We start from the raw sequence: 24,095 nt of genomic DNA on the forward strand, positions 1-24,095 counted from the left end.
CATTACTCCAGTGTCTTCTCAGGTTTATGGCCAAACTCCGGCTCGGGTTCGCTGCGCTCATGGCGCACCACATTCACTTCGTCATTCATCATTGCCGCGCGGTCCTCGCGCTCAGGCGACAGGTCGTAGTCGCGGTAGTCCAGCGCCTCCTCGCTCTGCAGCTCCTCCAGCGCTGCCTGGAGCGCAGCCTCGCGGTCCGCATCCCGCTCTTCGGGTGCGTTGCCAGACTCTTCGCGCAGGGGGACATCCGGCTCTTTCTCCTCCTGGCCCAGTGCGTCCTTCAGCGCCTTCTCCAGCACCTCCGCCTCGCGGCGGTCCAGCTCCTCGCCGCCGGCTGCTGCATCGCGTGACTCTGCGGTGCCATCGGTGCCTGGACGTTCACTGTGGTCAGCAGCGAGCACGACGGGGCTCTCCGGGTTCTCCTTCATCAGCGCCAGCGCCTCCGCCAAATCCGTGGCCTCCAGCACCTTTCCGTGCTTTTCACCGCGCTGCAGCACGATGCGCTCACCGTCCGCCGCCCCCTCATAGTGGGCGCCGGCAAAGCTGATTTCGCCTGAAGCAGGAGACACGGGCACGTGCCAGTTGCCCCGCTGGCGCCCGTGTTCATTCAGCACCGGCCAGAGCAGCTCCGGCGTTTTGCCCGCAAGAAAGCGGGCGTCAGCGGTGAGCTGCAGGTCGGTACGGTCACCGAGCCGCGTTTCGTGCACCGGCAGGCTTTTGTCCCACTGCTGCACCTCACGGCCCGCGCGCACGTCCTCCCCGCGCATCACCACGTCGTGCACGGTTTCGCGTCGTCCGCTTCGGCTTTCGACCCGCGTGGTCCAGCCTGAAAGGTTGTCAAAGTACGTCTGAACGTGCTCTTTCGCCCTTGAAAGCTGCACGTAGGTGCTGTCGAGCGCCGCCATCATTTTTCGTGCCCCCTCCTCGCCGAACAGGCCAATCAGGTACTTAACGGATGCGCCCTGCGAGCTGTACGTCGTCACGGCGTAGCCGTAGTCCATGTGACGATCGGCGTATCGCTCTGTAGGCGCGAAGCTCAGCTGCCGGTCGCCCGTATCCAGCGTAACCCGCCCGTCACCGGTAATGCCCGACACTACCGCCATGTCGCTGGCCCGCAGGTTGCGGTCGCGGTCGGTCGCCGTCAGGCGCACCTTGTCGCCGGTGCTGAACTCACGCTGCACCTCCTCAAACACCGCTACTTCCTCCTTGCGCAGCTCCGCCGGACTCATCCAGCGGTCCGGCGCACCGTCCAGCCCCTTCATGTGCACCACGCCGCTGTCCTTATCGGTCTGGCCTGCGCGCCAGTAGGACTCGCCCCGGCGCACCACGTTGCCCTCCTGCGCTCTCCAGAAAGCCTGACGGCCGAGGTCCGCGTTACTGTTATTCACGCGTGACAGCAGCGGGACGGTGACACCGTCACGCAAATCCCCCTGCGCTTTGAGTTTTTCGTGAACGGCCCGGTTGATGCCCACCCGGTCATCGTTCAGCTCAGCCACGATGAGCGTATTGTCACGCGCCTCCGGCGTCCGCCCGGCGTAGTCATCGGCAATCATCCCGATAAGGTCCGGCTTGTCCGCCTCACCGGGCGCCGCGTCCGGGCCGGCCGCTTCCTTGGCGAGCCGGCCACCGTCCATGACGCTGCTCTCCGGCACATAAGCCCCCCTGCTTCGCGGCACGGTGTCCGGGCTGATTTCCGCCGACACGCGCACCGCCTCGCGCACGTTTCCGGCGATGACCGCCTCCACGGCGGGCTTCAGCGCGGGGATCTGACGCACGATTTCCTTCATGACCGCCGCATCCGCCGCGCTGCGGTCGAGCGCCAGCGAGAAGGGCGCGCCGGACTCCAGCGATTTGAGCTGGTCCCGGTCGCCGCTCACCACCGCGCGGCCCCCGCCGCCTGCGATAACGTTCATCAGGGCGGCCATCTGGGCGTTGCCGTTCATGGAGGACTCATCGATGACAAAAATCGTGTTGCTGAAGTCGCGCGCCTGACCGGCGGCCTGCCACTGGCTGCTCTCGCTGAGGAAGCTGGCGATGGTCTGGGCGGGAATGCCCGCCCCGGACAGTTCGCTCACCGCGCGGTGAGTGGGCGCCAGCCCCCGGATTTCAGGGCCGTCTTCCAGCGCACCGAGCGCGGCAGACACCGTGCGGAACTGCGTGGTTTTCCCCACGCCGGCGTAGCCCTGGATGGCCACAAAGCGATCGCGCGTGGTGAGGATAAGATTGCCTGCGTCGCGCTGGCCACCGGTCAGGCCCGCAGCGTTTTCCACGCTCAGGCCTGCCGGTAGCAGCGGCTTCACGCTGTTTTTGCCCTCGGCCATATGGCGAAGTACCGTCACCTCGTTGTCGAAGTTTTCCCGCGAGATAAAGAGGCCTGCCGCGCCCTGCTCGCCGCTCAGCTCCCGGATTTCGCCCCTTTCCGCCAGGCGAAGCAGCTCCTGCTCCGCGCGCTGTGGGGTGATGCGGCTGTTGTCGCTGATAACGTCCGCCATGACCCGCAGGCCGGCGAAGGTCACCCCGGTGCCGGTGGCTTTCTCGATGGCCAGACGCGTGGCGCGCTCGGGCTGCGTCATCTTCCTGGCCTCCAGCGCCCGCAGTGCGTCCGTCAGGTCGCTTTCTCCCGACAGCGACTTAATGCCCTGTGTGACGCTCACCACGGGCCGGTTTTCCTCCAGGCGGCGCCCGATGGTCGCCTCGTCCAGCGGCGTAAAAGCCATGACATCAGAGCCGCTGCGGCGCAGCATATTGACCGTGGCGTCGTTAACCTCTTTACCTGCCAGTACCGCCACCACGCTGCCCTGCGTGCGCCGCGTGGCACCGAAGGACTCCGCGTAGGCGTAATCCGCATAAAGCGGCGCGTGGCGGTCGACCTTAACCGTTTCGCCCTTAGCGTTTTGCATCGTGATGACGTCCTTAAACAGCCAGCGCCCCTCCTTCACCCCGGTGACCGTGAGCCGCTCGCCGCTGCCCGCGCGGGCGCGGAGGTCTGCGGTGGCGCGCAGCTGCTCACCCTCGCGCAGCTCCAGCTTCTTCTCCCGGTAGAGCCGCCAGTGACTGTCGATGCTGCTGATGTTGACGCCCCGTGTAGCCCCTTTATCATCCGACAGGGTCAGCAGGTTATGCCGCTCGCTGACGCCGGTGATGGTGAATGACGCCCTGTTCCCGTCATTCTCATGGCGCTCCAGCACCATGCCCGCGCGGTAGACGCTGCGGTCGTTACGGTTGGTGGCGTCCAGCCACACCGGCACCCGCGCCGTCACCTCACCCAGCACGCGGCCGAGCTGCCCCTCATCGGTCAGCACTTCACGCGTCATGCCGGTCAGCTGGTCGCGGGTGCGGGCGTTGCCCGCCTGCAGCGAGACGGGGCGGCCCTGCGCCTTCTCCTGTGCGTAATAGCGCGCCGCCACGCCGAGGCGATCCTCAACGGTATCCTTCTGCACCATCGTCACGCGCACGTTTTCACTCCTCGGCGAGGCGGTAAACTGCTTCACGCCGGCAGCGGTGAGTATCTCCGAAGCAAAGCCGGCCGCGCGCCGGGCGTGCGTATCGGTCACAAGCGTGGTGGCCTCATGCTGCGCGGCCGTTTTCAGCACGTCGTGCAGCCCGGAAGTGCTGAAGCGCTCGGACTCCGCGACCAGCACCAGCGCGCGCGCCGGCAGCTCCGCCCCGGCCATCTCCTGCGCCGTCATAAGCGTGACGCCGGGCTTATCGCCAAAGTCCTGCTGCTGGCGCTTACGCGCGGCGCCGTCGGCGGCTACCACGACCAGCGGTCGCCCGCCGTCGCGCGCCATGTCCGTCACGCTGCGGCTGAAGTCGCTGATAAACTGCGTGCCGCCGCGCACGTCGATAAGGGATACCGCCCTGTCGGCGTCGGCCACCTGCGCCAGCACGCCTTTCTCACCCGCAGGCGCCGTCAGCCCGCCCCGCTTTTCCGCCAGCCCGGCGGCCAGCTGCGACAGGCGCGCTTCGTCCCGCACGTGTGCGGCGGTGGTGAACAGCGTCTGGTTCTTATCGACGGCTATCAGCTGGCCGCGACCGATGGCGTTGTCCACCGCGCTGCGCACCCGCCCGTAAACGCCGGCCTCTACCGGCACGTGATTAAGCGTGCTGGTCAGCACGTCGTCATAGGTCACGCGCACGCTCCGGGATGACAGTCGCTCAATGGCGTCGCGCACCGCCGCCTCAATCTCTGCCGGAGGCGGCGGTGTGCTGTCGCCCCGTTCGCGCTCCTCTGCCAGACGTTCACGCCGGGCTGCTACCTCATTCCGGAAGGCCTCTGTGTCAAAGCCGGTCTCTTCCAGCACGGTCTGCCAGTGTTCGCGCACGCCTTCCATGCCACCGTATTCCTTGACCTTGCGCGTATCGAGCGCCGCCATGCTCTTCTGCTTTGCGGTCGCGTCAGGGCCCACGGCGGCCAGAATTTCCTCACGGCGCGAGGAGAACGGCTTTACCGGCACGCCGGTGATGTCCCACTCGCCGCGCGGGCCGGTTTCGGTAATGGGGTAGCCCTCTGGCTCGATGATGCCGCGCAGGTGGGCGCGGAACAGCGCCCCCAGGCTGACCTGCTCCTTCCAGACCACGTCGGTAAAGCCCTGACGCCCGCTGATGTCCGTGGACAAGGTCTTCCAGCCCGCTTCTGACAGCGTCGCGTTGGCCAGCACCGCATGCGAGTGCACCTGCGGCTCCAGGTTACGGCTGGTATCGTGCATAAACACGGCGGCGACGATGTTGCCGGTCTTCTCCATTTCGGAGATGCCGTCGGTCATGGTGCGGGTAGTGGCCAGCTTCTCAACGTCGTCCAGGGTGCGGCGCACCGCCTCGCGGTGAGATTCCACCAGGAACTTATCGCCGGTGACCAGCGCCAGCACGGACACGCTTTTGGGCGCGGAAAAGGTCAGGTCGTAGCCCGGGCGATGCTTGTTAACGTCGCCCTGCATGCGCCGGAGGTCGGTCCCGTCCGGCAACTGGCCTTCCAGCACCTGCACGAAGGTATCTCGGTTGACCGGGCCCTCAAGGCCCAGATTCTCCGCGCCCGTGCCGTACCACTCCGTAGACTGCTCGCCGAGAAAGTAATAGTTGTCCTCAGCGGTGTAGTAGGCGCCGGCCTTGCCGGCGCTTTTGACTGTGGAAACGGATAGCATGTGTCACCTCAGTTGCGGTCTAAGCCAAAATCACCGCTTTTGTGCTTGACGATGTCCGGGGGCTGAAGTGCCTTTTCGCTTTCGCTATGGCGGGATTCAGTTGTATTAATGGTCGATGAGGGAGAAGACGGTGGTGAAGCGGCGAGAACGGCTTCTGCCGTGGGCGCTGGCAGAGCCGCTACGCGGCCTCCGGCCTGCTGTGTCGCCGTATCGGCCCGGGTTTCCTGTGCTGCTGATGAAGCTTCTGCAGGAGCAGTCGCTGCAGCTGCAGACCCACTTCCCTGAGCATCTGCAGGAGCGGCGCCGCTGGTTTCGCTGTCCTCTTTTGCGGACGCATCCCCGAACAGACGGCCAACAATCTGGCCGGTCTGGTCATCGCTGGTTTCGCCTGAGAGCGCGGCCTCGATGTCCGGATCAAACACGTCCTGCACCTCACGCTGGATGCGACCCTCGGCGATTTCACGGTACGGCTTCCAGGGCAGCTTCATGCGCACCACCGGCCATTCGCCCGGCAGGGTGATGTAACACTCCAGGTCATTCAGGCTCTGCACGTCGGAGTAGCTCACCAGATACTCGTTGATCTCATCTTTGGAGAACTGCACCCCGTCACGGATGATGTCCACGCCGTAGCTGTACTGGTCCTTAAACTTCTTATGCCGCTTTTCACCGATTTCTTTCTGAACCCATTCGGCAATCGAGCCGCTGGGCGCACGATAGAAAATGCGGGTGTTCAGCAGGTCCCAGATGGATTTGGCGGCGTTGGTGCCGTACGTTTCCTCCATCTGGGGGAAGTTCTGCAGGCCCAGCACCGTGCAGCCGCCGAACTTACGGCCCTCGGCGCAGAACTCCGGGAGAATAGGCAGCTTGTGCAGCGACGGGGCCTCATCCAGGTAAATCCAGATGCGGCGGTTGCGGTCTGCCCTGAGCCCGAGAACACCTGACATGGTCATGTAGAGCCATGCGCTCAGCAGCGGCTTCAGCGCGTTATGGTTCTGGCCATCGCTGGAGATGAAAATCCACGGGTTATCCCCGCTGGCGTCCTCGGTGTGCAGCCAGTCGCGGATGTTAAATGGACGCTTTCCGTCCTCATCAAGGCCCTGCAAATAGCGGAGCGATCGCACATAGGTGGTCAGGATGGTGCGGATGGTCATCGCAGTTTTTTCGATGCTGCCGTCCACCAGGTTTGCGGCGTCCGTGCCTTCAAGGAACTGACGTAAATCTGCCAGGCTGATGGACATCAGCTTTTTCAGCAGCTCGCCGATGCTGCGGTTTTTCTCCCGCGCCATGCGTCGTGCCGTGGCCACGAACAGCGAGCGGGCCGACAGCACCCAGAACGGATCGCTGCTGCCGCTGCTGTCAGGGAGCAGCGAGGTGGCGAAGTTTTCGAAGTCCCCGACGGTCCGGCACTCCTCCCACAGGTCCCAGAACGGGCAGCGCTGATCGAACGGGTTAAGGATCTTGTCCTTGTCCTGACGGTAAAAGGTGGGGATGAAGTTGTTACCCTTGTCATAGATGATGACGCGGTCACCACGCGCGCGCAGCTGCGTGAGCAGGTCGTTGATCGCGGTACTCTTGCCCGACCCGACGGTGCCGTGAAAGCCAAAGTTCTGCATTTCTGAGTCTTTCAGAATGTGCAGGCCGCAGATGCTGAGCGGGGACATCATGCCCGCCTTTTTCAGCAGCCGGTTAACTTCCTTCGGACCGTCTGCCAGCACGCGGCCGCCGGTAATTTCGCTCTCGCGCTGTTTTTCACCCTTGCGTCCGAGGTACCAGGTGATGGCGGTAATGGCGCCGATAAAGCTGAAAGCGGCAATGCCCCAGCCGTAGAAAGCCACGTCCTTTACGTGCATGCCCATCTGCACGAAATAGGGGTCGTCCATTACCTGCTGCGCGGTGTGCTTAAAAGCAACTATCTCGCCGTTGGCGCGCTCAAAGTGAAAGGTCCAGCTCCCGCCGGGGGTGCGGCCCGTAATGTGTTTAAAAGGCATAATGCACCAGCGGATCATCCAGTACGCCCCGCCGTGCACGAACTCCTGCAGGGTGAGACGCAGCAGCATCCAGGCAAAGAACACCACGACGGAGAGCAGCAGCACCCAGTACGAGGCAATATTCATGATCTGCAGGAACATGCCGATCATGTACTTCATGACCTGACCGCCCTGGGTAAAGTCGCGCGCGTTAAGACTCATCAGACGGCCTCCCTGTAGACGTAAGCCATTTCATCGAGGCTCAGGTGCCAGTCGGGTGCGCTGATATCACACGCGGCGCTGAAGACGCGTCGTGCCAGCGTGTCGGCTGCCGGCGTCAGGCCGTGCAGGTTATCGTGCATAAAATCCACGTAGTGCGCGGCGGTGGCGTACATCAGGCAACTGAGCGGACACTCATCCCCCTGATGCAGGCGCTGCAAGGCGGCCATAACCATCAGGTCGCCCTCCATGATGGCCAGCTGGCGAAGCTGCTCCGAACCCGGAACCGCCAGTGCCTGTGCTTTTGCCGTGCGCAGCACGTCTTCAGGGAGAAAGTTCCAGCCCCGCTGTGTGACTGATTTAAAAACGCGGACCTCCGGGCCATCTGATGCACTTTCGCTGAATTCATAACTGGCAATGTCAGGGTCCCGGTCAAGCGTCAGGAAAGTACCGCAGCCGGTGAGCGGGTCGTAAGCCGGGTTAATCGCTCCGTCCCACAGATTGAAGAGCGCGGAATAAACCCGGGCGGGGTCCTGACCCGGGGTGGTTTCAAAGCGGACAAGGCTTGCCGCATCAGCGGCAAAAAAGGCGACCGGCGCGTTCGGGTCGCCGCAGGTCACGTGAGTGACGCGGATAACGTTGGCAGGCATAGTTTTCTCTCAGGGGGTCAGTCGTGGTGCGTACGTGCCCGGATGGGCTGGCGTGATGTTCCGCCTCCTCCGCCAGACGCAGGGTGCGTCAGGACGTGCGGCGGGCGGTCTCAGCAGTCAGAGACCTGAAACAGCGGCTGGTTAATCTGTTCGCTGACGAAGCGCTTGTCGGCTTCGGACAGTGCCTGATAGCTGCCGGAATGACGCCGGATGCTGTCCATCAGGTTGGAAGTGTTGGTGAAAAACACGGGGCTGGCTCGCCTGACATCGTTCAGCACCGGCTCCATAATCCCTTTCCAGGCCCCGGTCATTCCCTCACGCTGCAGGTCGCTTTTAATCAGTTCCGCCTGCTCACTCAGCGGACAGACCGTGACGCCGACCCGTGGATAAAGCACCCGCAGCGTACCGGGCACGTCTCGGACAGTGCAGGGAAAGGCATCCTCCGGGGGAGGCAGCCGGTCATTACCCCACCATTCCGTGACCAGCCGTTCAGGCTCTACGGCGGCCATGGTGAAGAACTCCGTCTGTTCACGGACGATGCCGCCGGGATCAGCACGCCGCCAGATTTCAGGCTCACGCTCGGAAGGTCTGTCGGACGCGGATACCGTCAGGCGGGGCTGACAGCACGCCGGCGTCCAGTTCCGGGCCGCTGCGGGGATCCGGCTGTCAAATGACGTACGTGAGAATCCGCTCCACAGGTGAATAAGGTCGGTGGCGGCCTCCCCTTCACCTGAAATATGCATATGTACCCGGTGAACTGACACGTTTCCCTGCACCGCCCAGCGCGTGATGAGTGTGAAGTCCGTTACGGGGCGGTCTGTTTCAAGCAATATTCCATATATGGCTTTACGTCCTTTCTTTCGGCAGACGTAATGAAGTTGCTTATTAGGAGAAGGAAACCTGACTGTAATTTCATGGTCCGCACGCAAATGCAAACCCAATTCAGGAACTTCGACATCAATGAGGTCAACTGAGATGTTAGAATACTTCAAGTAATACGAAGGTGTAAGATGAATGTACATGTGATCTCCTAGAATTCTATCTGAGAGAATTTATTTAGAAATTGAATTTTCAAAACTGATTTGTTTTAAAGGATTTAAACTAAGAGGCCTAATTTATAGAGAAATAAAAATCAAGATGCAAAAAAAAGCCTCTTATAGCATCATGATTTGGCTCCTTAAGGCTCAAACCTCTCCTATCTACCTTCATAGCGTTTACATAACTTTTTCTTTAGCCGCAGAAATAGCGCCAAAAAGACCTGCAATTTGATATCGAGATATATCTAAATTAAAAATCAACCCAAGAACAACAGTAGATATCAATGTCGCTATTGATAGTATTAATATATTGTAAACAGTGAAAATTGACAGTAGACCTGCAACGATTATGCTCGCAATCCACAGGAAATAATACACCCTTACCTTCTTGGTTAAGATGCCCAATATTATAAATTTTTTAAAGGCATGTTTGGGTAGCATTGAAAAAATCATACTGTAACTATACAGGAACACCGAAATAAAGAACCAGAATGCTAGGGAAAATATACCTGCACCTTGCCATAGATTATTGTCAAACCAGCCAAAGAATGGGCAAATTAAGAAGAAGATAAAGTATATTAGAGCAGGAATGAAAATAAACTTCCCTCCCAATAATAAACTTGGTATCTCTTCTTTAGAATTCACCATCATCAAAGATATTTCTTTGAACTCTTGTTGAATTTCATCGTATCTTACTTTCACGAGCAACCTCCACCCAGATAATTTAGTTAGAAAACTACTTTTTATTTCTATTCATATAATCACTAAGACTTTTAGGGAGCTTATTGTCCTGTGATGCATCTGCGAGTTTTTTCCCTTCATCGAACTTTTCTGAAGCTCGTTCAAGGTCATGTTTCCGGCTATCAAAACCTTCTCGGCTTGAGTGAGCTCCTTGACTCATTTCATACCTCGCATCTTCTGCTTTATTTTTAACCACCAATGGGATCTCATCAACATCTTTCTTCACATCTTTTTCGATATTACTTCTACTAACTCCGCCTTCGATGTCGTTATTTGCATGTTCATAAGCATTTCCGTAGTTATTTTTAACAGCGTTTGTCGGGGACGACATACCTTCCCCTGTCCTGCCAGCATTCTGATCATAATTCTCATCAATGCGGCCCTGTAGTTTCTCAGCGAAGAACTCTTGCACCAGCCCGTCACGTTGTTTCTGTACGTTCTCATCTGACGTATTGCTGAGGATGGTCTCTGCATTTTCTGGTGAATGTTGCAGCGTCCATTGTACAAACTGCTGAGTGTAATTGTCGCGAGCGCCTGCGCTTAGCGTTTCCGTCTGAGAAGCCATTTTCTGCAGTTCATGAGTGTGCGACTGACTGGCCGTATACTGCTCATACTTGCTGTCAGACGTAGTAATGCCAGACGAGATCTGATTCATCAGGCCGGATGCATTGTTATCCACATGTTGCCCGTTGTAAGAGGCATTATAGCTACGCAATGTATCCAAACCTTGGCTAAAGTCGGTTGCCTCACGTGCCGAAAGAGAGTGAGAATTATCTTGACCGCTACGGGAATCATCAGACACTTGTGATGTAGATCCTGTACGATGAGTTCCCTCAAGACCTGCATTGAAATCGCCTTTAGCGGAAGCGCCTGTAACCCACTGCCCTGCTTTGCCCCAAAGCGACTTACTGCTATCTATACCTACCTGCCCGCGTATGCCCTCACTCAGCTGCATATTGCGTGATTTATCTTGAAGCTCTGAATACGCTTGGCTAAGTCCAATATGATTGCGATTGGCATAGTCTTCGGCAACCTGTTGCATCCGGTTTACTCTATCCGCCTCGGTTACTGTCAGACCAGTTGAAGCAGATACGGTTTTCGAATCGCTGTTACCGAACTGCTCATGGAACTGTTTAAGCTGCGAGCCGGTTTCCTGAACGGAATGGTTGTAACCCTGCATGGCCGATTCGGTCTGCGCCTGACTGTCGCGCACGGAACGCTGCGCGGCGCTGGCCAGATTGCGGTCCATATTCAGCTCTACCCCGATGCGGCTTGTTGCCTCAGAAGAGTTGAACACCGTCTGACCTTCAGGCGTAAAGGTGCGGCTTGCACCGTTAGCCAGCTGCAGGGTGCTCATCCCCTCGCGCAGATCACGGTTAAGGTTGGTTTTAAAGCCGTTGACGTTATCCACCTGAACGTTACCGGCGCTGAGATTCCCCGAAGCCACGGCGGCTGAGTCTGCGGCGGAAGCGCTGCTGAGCGCGCTGCCCAGGCTGGAGCTGAGGCTCGCAAAGCCCTGACCCAGTCCGGTAAACAGGCGGAACGCCAGGAACGGGATAGACAGCATCAGCCAGCCCGCAATACCTGCGGTTGTGGAGCTGGTTTCCATCAGGCGGTTCATGTTAGACAGCGTCGGGCCGGTGGCCTGAAAGCTGTTCTGCGTACTGTAGTTCACCGCAAAGTTAAAGATGGCGAACATGATGGGCCACAGCATCAGGCTGCCCATGAAGTTCAGGTAGCTCTTGATGACGGACCAGGCAATCTCTCGCACGTACAGCGCCAGTATCATCACCGGGAAGATGCAGATACAGAACAACATCAGCACGGTGTGCAGCTGCGGCAGCACTTCAGTTGCGATGGTGTAGCTCACCGCGTGCGACAGTCGCAGCTTCATCAGCGACTGTTCCGAGGCGATATCTACCATGGATGCGGTATCGTTCATGCCCTTCACGTAGCTGTTCAGGCCCCGGCGCAGGCCGGCCACCGCGATGTTCTGCAGCATGATGCTCTGTGCCGATTTACTGCTGTCAAAGAAGTAGCTGTACGAGCCGGCCAGCTGGTCGGCGTAAACCGTCTGCGGAGAGGTATTTCCGGGCAGCATGCGCGCAGCGTGGCTCATAAAGGTGGTGCCCGTGTTGTTGCTCTGCGCGGTCATCAGCGTTTTCAGCTTCGGCGCCGCGTCACGGCAGAACATAAAGGTAGTGCCCGACGCATCCCGCCAGTACACACCCCGCAGCGGGCTGGGGTTACTGAAAATCACCGACTGCACGTCCTCTGACTCCATCACGTCCTGCGTGCTGTACTTGTGGTTCAGCATGATGTCCGGCACCACGCAGTTCTTGGTGTACTCAACCAGGTTATACGACAGCACCGGGTCGCGGCTTTCGATGGTGAAGCTGTCCTGCATCAGCTTGCTGGCAAACAGCATGCCCGTTTTCGTGTAGGCCCGCTCATCAGGGAAGTGAAAAATATCCTCGTACGCGGTAGTCATCGTGTACCCCGTCCCGGTAATCAGATAGAGCGGCAGCGCCAGCCCCACTGGCACGTTGTCCACCCGCCCTATCGTGTCCGGTGCGGTCAGGTCATTCACCACCACCGTGACCCGGGGCGTCAGCAGAACGGCCGTCACCATGACGAACGTAAGCCCCCATCCGAACATGGTCCGCAGATCGTGCGTCCGGAGGTAGGTAAAGATGCAGAACACGATGCCCAGCATCTCCGCCACCCACACCGTGGTGCGCCAGCCGCCGTTCTCCATCATGGTGGCCACGGCGTTAAGCCCCATGGTGATCATGCCGCCGGCGCTGACCACCCAGATATCAAGAGCCATTAGTTACCTCCAAACTGGTAGTTGGACAGCACGCTGTCGGAGACAGAAGAGGAAAGCTGCTGGCGCGTTTCTGACAGGCTGCGGTCGTACTCGGCCAGCCCGTTCTGCTGCACCTGAATGCGCGACACGCGCTGGCCCAGCTCGTTGCGCACCTGACGCAGGTTTTCCCGGAAGTGCTTGTTCTCTTCTTCCGTATCAAGCGTGCCCGCTGCGCCGCTGGCGGCAACGTCAATCAGCCCGTTGATGTAGGACATCACCATGTCAGCCGCGATGTACTCCGCCAGGCTGCTCACCACGCTCTGGTCCATGCCCACCGACGCGGAGTCAATGGTGTAGCGCAGGATGCGCACCCGCGTGCTGCTGATAAGCGCCCGTTCGGTGTCGGTCAGCGCGGTGTCGCTGCGGCTTTTATCAAAGATATCGTTGAGGATGTCCCGCACCCGCCCCGTCATCCCCTCGTCCTCGCTGAGCGTGAGGTCGGCAATCGTGGGCGACAGGCAGGTATCGTTGTCGTTACAGCGGTAGATTTTCTCCGTGCCGCCGTTCAGCAGCGTATTGAACATTGACTCGCTGCCGCCGCGCGGCTGCAGGAAAGTCGGATTGCCGTTCGCGTCATAAATCACCGTGCCCACCATCGACATAATGAACTCCTTGAGCGCGCGATCGTTGCTGAAGAACTGATTGAGCTTCGTGAACGTGTCCCACGTGAGGTTGCGGTTGCGCGGAATGCGCTTCTTCTCATCGTCGGTCGCCTTGTCGAATACGCTGCTGGTCTCGCCGCCAACGCCACAGCCCTGACGTGACGCCGCCCAGTCAGAGAACACGTCGTGCTTCGTGCCGAGGTCCTGACAAATCTGCGCGCTGGCCGCCTGCGTTTTTGGCCACAGCCCGCCGACGATAGACTGCGCGGCCTGGCAGGTGGAGATGTTCATGTTGTTGGTGTCGGCCGCGAGCTTCTGCAGGTAGTCCTTGACGGCCTTGCACTGCGGGCAGATGGTCTCAAGCCCGAGGTCAAAGGCGTATCCGGCCGCGTTGCTGAGGATCTGCTTGCCCATGATCTTGATGCTGTCGCTGTTGATGAAGCTGAAGGAGCCCAGATAGGCATCGATGCCGCCGCAGCCTGACTTGATGTCCGGGAGCGTCACCGAAATCAGCTGAATGTTGCGCACCGGAGTACGGATAAACAGGTTGCCGCCGGTCAGATAGCCCGCAGACTGGCCCTGCCAGGCGGCGGCCTGCGTGTAGTTGCCTCCGCCGCCGCCCATGTCGTTAAAGAATTTGTTAATGTCGTTCTGCACGTCAGCAGAAGCGCCCGCAGAGGACAGCAGCAGGCCGAGGCTGAGAGCAGCGGAAAAGATGCGGCGCATGGCGTCATTCCTCGTAAAGTCGGTTACTGAATCAGTCATGGCGGATGAACTCCATCACGACTGACGAGTGCGGGTCCGGTAACAGCGCCGGAACCAGCCCGGCACGTCTGGCCATCGTGCTAATCAGCAGGAGCACGTCGGTGGTATCCGGGAGGCTGATTTCCTTATGAGAAAGCCGGAGGTCGTCGTCGCTGACCGGCGGAACGCTGAGTTCGCCCTGCCAGATGGTCAGGCAAAAAGGCGTGTGTTTTTCCCGGTGAATCAGCAGTTCGGTAACGGAACAGCCGGCGCGGTAGCAGGCCACCTCAATACCCGTCAGGCCGGAAAGCACGCCCATCAGATCACTGACGATGGCGTCACTGCAGGCGTCAGGCATGACCCTGAAAGTGGCCGAAACGCTGAATAAATTTGGTCTGTCGTTCATCACAGCACCCCCAGACGCACGGCCAGCGCAAAGGATTCATCCAGGCGCTGCTTCAGCGCCTCCTCACTCATTTCCCCCTGCGACAGCGGGATGGTGACCAGCGACTGCGTATTGATGATGAAGTCCGTCGGCGTCGCCTGCGGCAGCTCTGCGAAGAAGTCCTTCAGGATGCCGTCATTCACCGGCATGACCTTCGGGAACACCGCATCGCCCTTGCCGTCAAAGCTGTAAACGAACACGCCGATGCCGGTCTGCTCTGACACCGACTTCAGGGTCGGGTTGAAGCGGTGGCAGTACGGGCAGTCTGAGCGGACGAAGTGCACAATCTGCCAGTGGCCCACGTCAACGCGCCTGCCGTCGCTCAGCTGAAACCACACGGATTTTCCCGGCGTGGCGGGCTGCGGGCTCTCCGGCTGAGCGGTGGCTTCCTTCTGCAGCGGGGTCTGTGACTGTGCGGGAGCTTCCTCCCCGGTCTTGGCCTGCTCCAGGCGGGCGATATCATCAATCGTGCTGGCCGGTGCCAGCAGGGGAGCCAGCAACAGCAGTGCGGCAAACAGTTTTGCAATCATGGGTTAATCCTCGGGCTGGAAGTCGGTAACGATGTTGAGCATGCGGCGCGCCAGATCGTCCTGGGTGATGAAGCCATAGGCCAGCGGCTGGTATTTCTTCGTGCGCGGCTCCACCAGGTAAATGGCCGGGAAGTGCTCAATTTTCATTTTCTCGGCCTGCCCGGCATTCTGGCGGGTGTCCGGCAGGTCCGGGCTGGCGCGCCCGTCAACAGTGACGGGGATAACGGTCAGGCCATACTGCTCGCTGAACTCCTTCACAACCCCGCCGAGCCGGTTGTCGAGCGGCTCATTGCCGCGATAGAAGAAGAACACGCCGTAGCGCTGGTTCACGTAGCGGATGGCCGCCTGCTGCTTCTGGCGCTGCTCGGTGTACTGGATGTTGGCGGTGCCGTTGTAGAACGGGTGCTTCAGGCTGTAGTCCAGTTCCGGGTTGTCCAGCAGCACCTTTTCCCACCGGGAGGCGAACATGCTCGCCTGATTGACCATCCAGTCCTGCACGATTTTGTAGCGCCGGATGTTCTCAGAGGAGGGGTGCAGCATCGCCTCGTTCATCAGGTTGTCGCGGAACGCCTGCAGCCGCTTCATCTTCTGCGTGGGCGTTTCCTGCGGGGGCGGTGGGGGCGCTGCAGGCGGCTCCTCCTCATCCTTTTTTACCGGCTCGTTGTACCAGTACCAGCCCACGGCCGGGTTGTAGTTATAGCCGTCAGGCTTTTTATCTTCCGCCGCGTGCAGCGGCAGCGTCGCCAGCAGCAGCGACAGGCAGATGATTTTTTTCACGGCTGGTCTCCTGACTTCAGGCTGTTCTGGATATCGGACTGAATGCGGTCTTGCAGGGCGTCCTCATCGGGCAGCTTCACGTTGGTGTTGAGGTCGTCGTAAAAGTCGCTGAAGTCGATATGATCAAACTTGATGCCCTGTAGCTCGGCGATTTTGATGCCCCGGCAGTCGGGGTCGCTCGCGGAACCAAAGCTGATGCCCAGCTGGTCCCGGCGGCCCTGCTCCTGCACGATGCGGGCAAGCTTGCTGTCAAACACGCAGTAGCCCTCTTTCTTCTGCAGGCAGACGCCGAGCACCTTGCGCGAGCAGTACGAACCGACCTTCACGACCAGCTTTTTCTCCTTGCCGGTGCCGATCTCTTTCTCCTCGGTGTTGCACTGTGCAAGCCCCGCATCCTGACCCCAGCCGCCGCTCTTGCAGCAGTTGCTGAAGCCCGCCGCGCTCTGGCGGCAGGACATGCCTTTACCGGTAAACGCCGTGACCTGATTGGGGTCGATGCCGTTGACGTCCTGACCGTAAGCGGCCAGCGCCGCCAGCTGCGAGACGGCCTCCTCAAAGTTCTGGTTCTCTCCGTTCTGCATGGCGGCGCAGCTGCCGTCCGAGCAGTAGAACTCCGAGCCGCAGATGTAGCCGGTGCTCTTCACGGTGTGCGCACACTGGTAGGTCAGCTTGCTGTAGACGCAGTAGTTACCGATTTTCTGCGTACAGGTGCGCGTGCCCTCGCTGCAGTTCGGGTCATCGATATAGGCCTGGCAGGTGTTGGTGTCGTCTTCGTAGAGATTCCACTGCGTGGTATAGCCCCAGCAGTCGCTGTAAACGCTGTAGGCCTGGCCGCCCACGGTAACCGAGCGGGTCCCGCCCGGGTCGCTGCAGACCTCGCTCATTTTCACGGCGTCGCCCATGTCCGCCGGACAGCTGTTGGTCCACTCAATGCCCGCCTGCACGGTGTCGCGGACGCCCTGCATCGGCAGCGTGACGCGAAAAACATAGCTGCCATTACCAATGGCTCTCACCATCCCGTCCCTCGCTGATGAGTAATGACCGTCGGTGTCGTAGCGCAGAAAAAGCGATACTGTCTGCTCTTTCGTTACGTTCTGGGTGGCGATGGAGAAGTCACCGCTCCGGTTGTGCTTCGCTTTAACGGTCGTGCCGAATGCCTGAATGGAATACCAGAGACGGTTGGCAGACTCGCCGTGATAAGAGAGGTCTTTGGGATAGATAAACGCCCAGTTCCCGGAGCTGATCGTGCCGTCATCGGGTACGGTAAAATCAAAGCGCACCCAGTAATTGTCGAGTAAGACCGGTGAGGCGTTTGCGGCATCAAGGACCAGTTGCGTGCTGTAACTTTCCCGCGAGCCGGTGGTGACGATGGTGGCCTTGCGGGTGCAGGACTGTGACAGGCTGGAGGCCAGTTCGCAGGCGTGCGTGGTGTACGTGGTCTTACTCAGCTCCTGCGCCACGCACTGGCTGCCGTTCACGCCGGTAATGGCGTCGGCGCTGTTACGGATTTCATCGCTGCGCTTCATCATGTCGGAGTCGTAGCTCAGCTTGTCGGCCGGGTTATTTACGTAGGACTCGCGGGCGGTCTGCCCGAGGTCGGACTCCGTAAGCTCCGTCTGGCCCTTCACGTCTATGTTGGTCGACGTCTGCGTCGGGTCGCTGTAGAGGTCGCGCTGCGGCGCGTCCGACGAGTAGTTTTCAAAATAGCTGCCGGGGTCGGCGCTGGTCGTGCCGTTTGCCGATTTACCGGCGCTGACGCCCTCCTGATTGGAGGCGTCCATCGATGCGGCCAGCGCGCCGGCAGAGAGGCAGGCCAGCAGCAGCCCCTGCAGCAGGGAGCGTATTGGTTTGTTCATCAGAGTGTCCGGAGAGAGGGAAAGAGGGCCCGCCGCAGCGGGCCGGGTAGACTCAGTCGCAGCGGGTAAAGCTGGCGTTCAGCTTCTGCTGATACTTCGCTTTATCCATCGATCTAAGGCTCAGCAGCGCCGCATAGTCACCGTTCTGAGAGGCAATTGCTCTGAGCTGGTCCGCACTGTAGCCCTCACCGCAGGCTTTGCGGTGCGCGGCATTAATATCCCCGAGCACGCTGGCCACATCCGGGTCGCCACTGTGACTGACTGCCTGCAGGTACGCCTCGCCGTCAGCCGGGGTGCCTGTCTTTGCCAGTGCATCGCCGGATATAACGACTGCAGCCAGTAACAGGCCGGTTAACATTCTGCTTTTCATTGCTACCTCACTCGCTGAGATCATGCTGTCACTCCCCATCTGCTTTAGCGCGACACTCACCACGCTGGTTAATCATGTCCAGCGCCTGGCTGAGCGCCACGTTGCCGTACACGATGTCAAAGCGGTCCCCGCACTTCTTCACCAGCGCCGGGACCTGCTTCACGCCGTAGCGGTCAAAGCGCACGGGGTCAATCTGGATGCCTCGTACCTTGTAGGTGGTGATCAGGTTCAGCATGTACTTTGCGGTCTGATCCATGTTGTCGTTGATAAGCCCCCGGAAGTAGACGGGGATGTTCTTTGCCTCCGCCGCCTTCATCAGAAGCGCAAGCTCCTTATCCGGCAGCGAAGACGACAGGAAGTACGCCGTTTCATTTTCCGTGCTGCTGACCTGCGTACCGTCAGCGGCCAGCGCCGGCAGGCTGCTGACCAGGCAGGCGCCGTAAAGCAGCGCCGCGTTTAGTGATTTCATGTGTGCCTCGCTTACATCACGCAGTTGCGCTTTTTCCAGATGAGGTAGCCGTAGTTCTTCTTGCTGGTCGGCATTTCTTTACCCGTCTGCCACAGCATCACGTTGCGCCCTAGCGGGTGGCAGGACGCCACGTCCGGGATGGTGTTCACCATCTGATAGCGGTAGCGGCTTTTCGGCAGAATGACGGACGGATACTCGTAGCAGACCGCAACGTCGTAGGGCACGGTGTCGAGAATGAGCCCCTCGCGGTGCAGCTTGAAATCCATGCGCTCGGAGAGCAGCACCGAGCTGTTAAGCCCGCTGGACTCGTTCACGATGTTGCCGGTGAACGGGTACATCGAACCGTGCGACCCGGCACACCAGAACAGCGCGTCAATCGGGCGGCTCACGCCGGAGGCCACCGCATCCGCCGCGCAGGCCATCTGCGCAATCGGGTTGGCAAACAGCATCACCTCGGGGTTAAGGAACAGCGCCAGGTTGTCGTTCTGCCAGGTCGGGTCCAGCTCTGACAGGTAGCCGATGTCATACTCGCCGCCCTGCAGGCACATCTCGGAGGTGATAATGCTGAGCCAGGAGATCAGCGGGTACTTGTACCAGTGGACGTGATAGAAGGTGCCGGGGTGCTCGTTTGCCGTCTTGGTGCCCGTGCCGGTGCCGGTGTTAGGGATGTTGATATTGAAGCCGCCCATGTTCACCATGCAGCCCGGGGAGCGCGTCACGTCGGTCATCGCGAACGGCTCCCAGTACCCCACCGCCACGCCCATGCGCTCAAAGATGGGCGGCGGAACCGGACAGAACTGAATGGGCGACGCGGGGTTATCGGTATCGGGCAGCGTGCCGGCCGAGACCTGCACACTGCCCACGCTCATCGGAAAGATGCACTCCCAGCACACGTCGGTGATGGGGTTCACCCAGCGGCCCTCGCAGGTGAGGGCCGTGTTGCCGCTGCTGCTGTCAGCCGCCAGCGCGGGCGCGCAGAGCCACACCGAGAGCATAAGGAGCGCCGTTCGCCAGACCATATCAGCCCCCTTGCTTCACGCCGCCGCGTGCTTTATCAACGGCGGCCTGCAGCGCATCCAGACTCGTTGCCCCCGGGATGACGCTGACGTTGTCAGCGGTCGCACCTTTCACCGGCATAATAAAGAAGGCGGGCGTGCCCTGAATGCCGAGGCGTCTGGCCAGCGCGTTGTTGGCTTCCAGCGCTTCGCCCATTGCCTCGACCTGCGCCTTCGGCGTCGAGGTAATGCCGGCCTTCACGGCCGCGCTGCGAATGTCCGCATCCAGCAGTTTTCCTTCGTTATGTCCGGTGGCGTACAGCGCTGCGTGATAGCGGTGGTACACCTCTGCCCCGCCCGTTTTGTACAGCGAGAGACCGACCTTTGCCGCCTGAATGGAAGCCGGCCAGCGGCTGCCGAAGATAGGCCATTCCTTATAGATGAAGCGCACGTCAGGATTGTTGCTGATGAACTGCTCAACGGTCGGGGCGACTTTGGCGCAGTAGATGCACTGATAGTCAAAGAACTGAATAACCGCGACGTCGCCTTTCGGGTGCAGCACCGGGGAGGTCGGGTCGTTCAGCAGCGCGTCCTGGTTGTCGAGCGCGGCGCCCGCCGCCGACGCCATCTGTTTGTTCTGCGCCTGCGCCTGCAGCTTCTGGCTCATTTCAATCAGGATTTCCGGGTGAGCGCGCAGGTAATCTGCGGCCACCTGACCAATCTGCGCCTTCTGGGCGTTGGTGAAGGTCTCTGCATCCGCCAGAGCGTGGCCCGCAAGGGCAAAGGTCAGGGCGGTGGCAAGGATTAACTTTTTCATGTCTGACTCCGTTAGCGGTCAGGAAGACCGAATTCAGTAATAAGGAAGCGTTTCTGACCGGGCGCCTGCTTCACTTCCGCAGGAACCTGGGTGATGCCGAATTTCTTCGTGATGCTGCCGGTCTGGTCGAAGTAGACCCGGCTGCCGAGGGCGTCTGCGCTGTCGCGCACGTTGCCGTTCACCAGGATGACGCGTGAGGTGGTGGTCTGCGGGACCTGCTGTTTCACCCAGGCAATCTGACGTTCGTCGTCGGCGTCAATGAAGTAGAGGGTCTCGTCGAACACCGGAATGACGTCAAACGGGTTCACCTTCTGCCCCTTATGGGCAAACACGACGCCGTTCTGATCGGCGATATCGCGCTGCACCGTAAAGGACGGGTCGAACAGGCGGCTGCGCGTCTCCCGCGCGGTGGTGATACCTTCCACCGGCGGCGGCCGCATCGCCTCGTCCTCCACCTTCTTCTGCATCTCCTGTTCAATTTCCGCCTGCGACTTACCGGCAAAGTGCTGCTCCAGGTTCCGCTTCAGCACGGTGATGAGGTTGTGCTCGCGGATGTCCCAGGTATCGCCAAAAGTGCCCAGCTCAGCGGCCCCGGCTGCCTGCGACAGCGAGAGGCTGAGCAGAAGCAGCGCGGCCCGGCACTGGCGGGGGTAAGGAATGCTGTACATATCCGCTCCTTCAGGATGTGTGCGGTTTTCTGATCCGGCGGCAGGCCGCCTGAGCGGACTCGGTCTGCCGGAGCGTGTCGGCCAGCAGCATCGATGGCGTATCCGCGCGGCTGCAGAGCCTGCGGTAGCGGAGCTTCAGCGCGGCGCAGCGGATGTGCGCCTGACGCCAGGCCAGCATTTCCGGACTGAGTGTGTTTTTCATCGGGAGGCTCCCGGGTTGGGGTGATCGGACAGGGTTACTGCTGTGAGCCGGCCTTCATCAGCTCCGCCAGGCGTGCCTGAATTTCCGGGGTGGCATCCGGGAGGCCGGTGACGACGGCAGGGCTGACCAGGATGGCCGCACCGTGCTCGCTGGCATATTCACCGGTGGCGGTGGTGACGCTGCGGTCGAAGCGCGACAGCAGCGCGTGGCGCTGCTCTTCGGTCAGATCAAGCTTTGCCGCCTGCCGGATAAGCGTGTTGGTGGTGCCCTTCATGTCGAAGGTGACCAGCTCCGGCGGCTTAAGCCAGAAGAACCAGGCCGCCGCGCAGGCGCCCGTGCTCAGGGCCACCGACAGGGCGCAACCCGCAATAAGGTGTTTACTGTTCAAAGTTGCATCTCCCGCAGCATGTGGATGATGTCGCGCTTGTGCGCGTCGTTCTCGGCCATCTCAAAGAGAACATCTTTAATGTCCGCCCCTTCGCGCAGCCGCTGCTCGCGGTAGGTGAAGTCGTCGCCCTTTGAGGAAAACAGCGCGTCGCTCAGCGGATCGAGAATGAGGCGGTGGAAGCTGGAGTACTCACCGACGCTCAGCAGGAACGAGCTGTAGCGGGCCTGTTTCGCCGGCGGGAACTTACGTATCAGCTCCCACTCCAGCTCGCTGAACGCGTGCGGCTCCTCCTTCTGGAAGGTGGTGAACGACTTGGCGTCCTGCATACACGTGAACTTGAACGAGCTGTTGTCGTAGGCCGCGAGCGCCGCCGTGGACAGGTTCTTATCGCGTATGGCCTGCGTGACCGTGCCGTAAGAGCCGTTGTGACGGCGGGCGGTACGGTAGCCCTCCTCGATGAAGTCTTTGATTTTTTTGCTGGAGCCGCCGAGGAGCTTCCAGCCCTCATCAATGATGTTCATCTTTCGCTGGCTCCTCGGCGTGGTGTACATCATGTTTTCGTTCCAGATCATGATGGTGAACAGAATGGCCGAGAGCAGATCCTGCTGCTTGCGCAGGTCGCCCAGCTCGGTGACCACGAACTGCAGGTCAGGCTTGAGCGTGGGTTCTGACGAGTTGAAGAAATGGCCGTAAATGCCCCGCGTGCTGTACTTGCTGAGCAGCGTGGTGATCTCATCAATACGCCCGCCAATCAGCGACGAGTGTTCGCGGGTGATTTCCGCCTGCCGCGCCTTCAAATAGTCAATGACGTGGTCGATGCGCATATCCTGATGGTATTGCGGCCATGACTCGGTGATGGCCTCCAGAATCAGCGACTCGTGCACCTCATCGAGCAGGCCGTTGGGGCTGGCCAGAATGCACAGCTGGTCGCGGATGCGCTCGGCGGCGAGGGTGATGTTCGTGACGTTGGCAAACGGATTGAACCGCAGCGACTCGCCGTTAATGTAGGTGCCCCCCAGGCTGCTGCAGGCCGCCTTGTAGGAATCCCCGATGTCCTGCACCGCCACCGTGCCGCCCTTGTCGAGCACCGAGCGTGCAATGGAGTTGGCCAGCACCGATTTGCCCGCCCCTGAAGTGCCCGACATAAACCAGTTAAAGTTGGTGTTAGGCAGGCTCTCATCGAACACGTCGATAAACGCGACCTGATTGCGGTAGCTCGGAATGAGGATGCCCGAGGCGCACAGCTTGTTATCGCCGATGACCGGCATCAGGTTCACCGCGTGGAACGTTTCAGAGCGCTGGATGGCGCCGGTCTTGCGGCAGTCGCCGCGCAGCTTTTTGTCCGTCATCGCAAAGGGTACGGTCGCCAGCAGGTTGCGCAGCTGCATAAAGTCCGCGCGCACAAAGCGCAGCCCCTGCGCGGCGCAGGCGTTGCGCGCCTTTTCGGTGTAGCGCGACGTCAGGTCATCGTCATCCGGGCAGAACAGCGTCAGCCCGCAGAAGTAGCTGGTCAGCGACGTCTGGTTGGCCAGCAGCCGGGTGCGGGCGTCGCTCCACTCCGCGTGCTGGCGTTTGGTGGCCGGAATGTACTTGGCGTAACTGGTGTTCACGCGCGAGTCCAGCGCCAGAAACTTCGCGTTGGCCTCCCCCTGGCTTTTCATCTGGTCCTCGGTGGTGAGCACCATCGTAAAGATGAAGGGGCACGGAATGCCGTTGGTCGGCGACATCAGGTCCTGAATGATATTGCCGTTCTGCCACAGATAGTGCTCCTGTGGGTTGGTGTCGAGGTTCAGGTTCACCATGCGTGCGGCAAAGTGCCGGCTCTGACGATCGCTGCCCTCGATGCGGATGTGCGAGGGCTTTACGCGCCAGGACGTGGTGCGGTCAACGAACTGCGTACTGAGGTCCGCCGACGGGTCATAGTTGCTGTCGTAGCGCTCAAGCCGCGCCGGGTCGTGGTTCAGAAACTCGCGCAGCACGCTGCTGAATTCGGTCACGCCGATGGCGGAGGACCAGATATCCGCCGCGTTAAGGGCGTTCAGGAGGTTTCGCCGGACGTCGCGCACGCGGATAAGGTCCGTGTCGGTAGCGTTCTTGACCGGCGTCGCCCAGATGAAAAACAGGCGGTAGTCGCGCAGGGTCAGCGGATGATCAAGACCGTTGCCGTAGGTGTAACGCGCGCCGTTCAGGTAAAAGCGTGCGGTAATGTCATTACACTCACCCGCGCGGTGCCCCTGCCAGGCAAAGTTTTTCAGCCCGTGCTGAACCTGCTCTTTAACCGCACGACTGGAGACCAGCATCACCTGCAGCGGAATATCCCGGGGCGCTACGTCGCGCAGCAGGTACTCCAGGCTGTCGGCGAGCTTTTCGTTGGCGCCGATAAGCGGCTGCGACTCCACCACAAATCCCACGGACGTTTTGTTAACCCAGATCTGACTCTCGCTGTCGTAATCCTTATAGGGCAGCAGGTCCCGGATGTGCGGGAAGTCCATTTCCTGCAGCTTTTCCCGCGTCTCGCCGGTGGTGTCGCGCTCGCCGAGGATCCCCGCCACCGTCTCCACCACGTTCAGGGGGTCAAAGCGCAGGCCTTTAGGTAGTTTCATGCAGA

19 protein-coding genes are annotated in these 24,095 nt (G+C 60.2%); all 19 read right to left on the reverse strand.

Annotated elements, in window-relative coordinates; translation table 11 throughout:
- Positions 1-2: 2 nt before the first annotated feature.
- The 19 genes from traI to traC all read right to left on the reverse strand — a co-directional run bounded on the left by traI (position 3) and on the right by traC (position 24,090).
- Positions 3-5,141, reverse strand: a complete 5,139-nt coding sequence (gene traI, locus JK231_RS22900) for a conjugative transfer relaxase/helicase TraI (RefSeq protein WP_211729632.1) — start codon at positions 5,139-5,141, stop codon at positions 3-5.
- Positions 5,142-5,149: 8 nt separating this feature from the next.
- Entirely contained in the window at positions 5,150-7,330 is a 2,181-nt protein-coding gene (traD, locus tag JK231_RS22905) for a type IV conjugative transfer system coupling protein TraD (protein ID WP_211729633.1), read from the reverse strand.
- A complete protein-coding gene (locus JK231_RS22910) occupies positions 7,330-7,977 on the reverse strand; it encodes a hypothetical protein (protein ID WP_211729634.1) in 648 nt (215 codons plus the stop codon). The genes traD and JK231_RS22910 overlap by 1 nt, the downstream gene beginning before the upstream one ends.
- Before the next feature lie 110 nt (positions 7,978-8,087).
- Positions 8,088-8,999, reverse strand: coding sequence for a DUF6012 family protein (locus tag JK231_RS22915; RefSeq protein ID WP_211729635.1), 912 nt, complete (start codon positions 8,997-8,999; stop codon positions 8,088-8,090).
- Positions 9,000-9,191: 192 nt separating this feature from the next.
- Positions 9,192-9,716, reverse strand: coding sequence for a hypothetical protein (locus JK231_RS22920; RefSeq protein WP_211729636.1), 525 nt, complete (start codon positions 9,714-9,716; stop codon positions 9,192-9,194).
- 34 nt (positions 9,717-9,750) lie between these two features.
- Entirely contained in the window at positions 9,751-12,585 is a 2,835-nt protein-coding gene (traG, locus tag JK231_RS22925; protein ID WP_211729637.1) for a conjugal transfer mating-pair stabilization protein TraG, read from the reverse strand.
- Positions 12,585-13,952 (reverse strand): conjugal transfer protein TraH, encoded by a 1,368-nt coding sequence (locus tag JK231_RS22930; RefSeq protein ID WP_211729638.1) that lies wholly within the window; start codon positions 13,950-13,952, stop codon positions 12,585-12,587. Before JK231_RS22930 ends, traG begins: the two co-directional genes overlap by 1 nt.
- A 31-nt stretch (positions 13,953-13,983) precedes the next feature.
- Positions 13,984-14,376: a hypothetical protein gene (locus JK231_RS22935; RefSeq protein ID WP_211729639.1), complete on the reverse strand. Its 393-nt coding sequence runs from the start codon at positions 14,374-14,376 to the stop codon at positions 13,984-13,986.
- Positions 14,376-14,945, reverse strand: coding sequence for a type-F conjugative transfer system pilin assembly thiol-disulfide isomerase TrbB (gene trbB / locus JK231_RS22940; RefSeq protein ID WP_211729640.1), 570 nt, complete (start codon positions 14,943-14,945; stop codon positions 14,376-14,378). Before trbB ends, JK231_RS22935 begins: the two co-directional genes overlap by 1 nt.
- A 3-nt stretch (positions 14,946-14,948) precedes the next feature.
- A complete protein-coding gene (gene traF, locus JK231_RS22945; RefSeq protein ID WP_349291533.1) occupies positions 14,949-15,722 on the reverse strand; it encodes a type-F conjugative transfer system pilin assembly protein TraF in 774 nt (257 codons plus the stop codon).
- Positions 15,719-17,578, reverse strand: a complete 1,860-nt coding sequence (locus JK231_RS22950) for a conjugal transfer protein TraN (protein WP_211729641.1) — start codon at positions 17,576-17,578, stop codon at positions 15,719-15,721. The genes traF and JK231_RS22950 overlap by 4 nt, the downstream gene beginning before the upstream one ends.
- A 52-nt stretch (positions 17,579-17,630) precedes the next feature.
- Positions 17,631-17,948: a hypothetical protein gene (locus JK231_RS22955; RefSeq protein ID WP_211729642.1), complete on the reverse strand. Its 318-nt coding sequence runs from the start codon at positions 17,946-17,948 to the stop codon at positions 17,631-17,633.
- A 28-nt stretch (positions 17,949-17,976) separates the two neighbouring features.
- Positions 17,977-18,417, reverse strand: coding sequence for a type-F conjugative transfer system pilin assembly protein TrbC (trbC, locus tag JK231_RS22960; protein WP_211729643.1), 441 nt, complete (start codon positions 18,415-18,417; stop codon positions 17,977-17,979).
- A gap of 11 nt (positions 18,418-18,428) precedes the next feature.
- Positions 18,429-19,436, reverse strand: a complete 1,008-nt coding sequence (gene traU, locus JK231_RS22965; protein WP_249221805.1) for a conjugal transfer pilus assembly protein TraU — start codon at positions 19,434-19,436, stop codon at positions 18,429-18,431.
- Position 19,437: 1 nt separating this feature from the next.
- The gene (locus JK231_RS22970) at positions 19,438-20,229 is read right to left on the reverse strand and encodes a DsbA family protein (protein ID WP_211729644.1); all 792 of its coding nucleotides are present in this window, start codon (positions 20,227-20,229) and stop codon (positions 19,438-19,440) included.
- An 11-nt stretch (positions 20,230-20,240) separates the two neighbouring features.
- Positions 20,241-20,897 carry a type-F conjugative transfer system protein TraW gene (gene traW / locus JK231_RS22975; protein ID WP_211729645.1) on the reverse strand — a complete coding sequence of 219 codons (657 nt, stop codon included), beginning with the start codon at positions 20,895-20,897 and terminating at the stop codon, positions 20,241-20,243.
- Between the two features lie 10 nt (positions 20,898-20,907).
- A complete protein-coding gene (locus tag JK231_RS22980) occupies positions 20,908-21,099 on the reverse strand; it encodes a hypothetical protein (RefSeq protein ID WP_211729646.1) in 192 nt (63 codons plus the stop codon).
- Between the two features lie 34 nt (positions 21,100-21,133).
- On the reverse strand, positions 21,134-21,487 hold the full coding sequence (locus tag JK231_RS22985) for a TrbI F-type domain-containing protein (protein WP_211729647.1): 354 nt from the start codon (positions 21,485-21,487) through the stop codon (positions 21,134-21,136).
- Entirely contained in the window at positions 21,484-24,090 is a 2,607-nt protein-coding gene (traC, locus tag JK231_RS22990; RefSeq protein WP_211729648.1) for a type IV secretion system protein TraC, read from the reverse strand. Before traC ends, JK231_RS22985 begins: the two co-directional genes overlap by 4 nt.
- Between the last annotated feature and the right edge of the window lie 5 nt (positions 24,091-24,095).

The sequence above is a fragment of the Pantoea sp. JGM49 genome, from assembly GCF_018257655.1.
GTDB classification, from domain to species: Bacteria; Pseudomonadota; Gammaproteobacteria; order Enterobacterales; family Enterobacteriaceae; genus Pantoea; species Pantoea communis.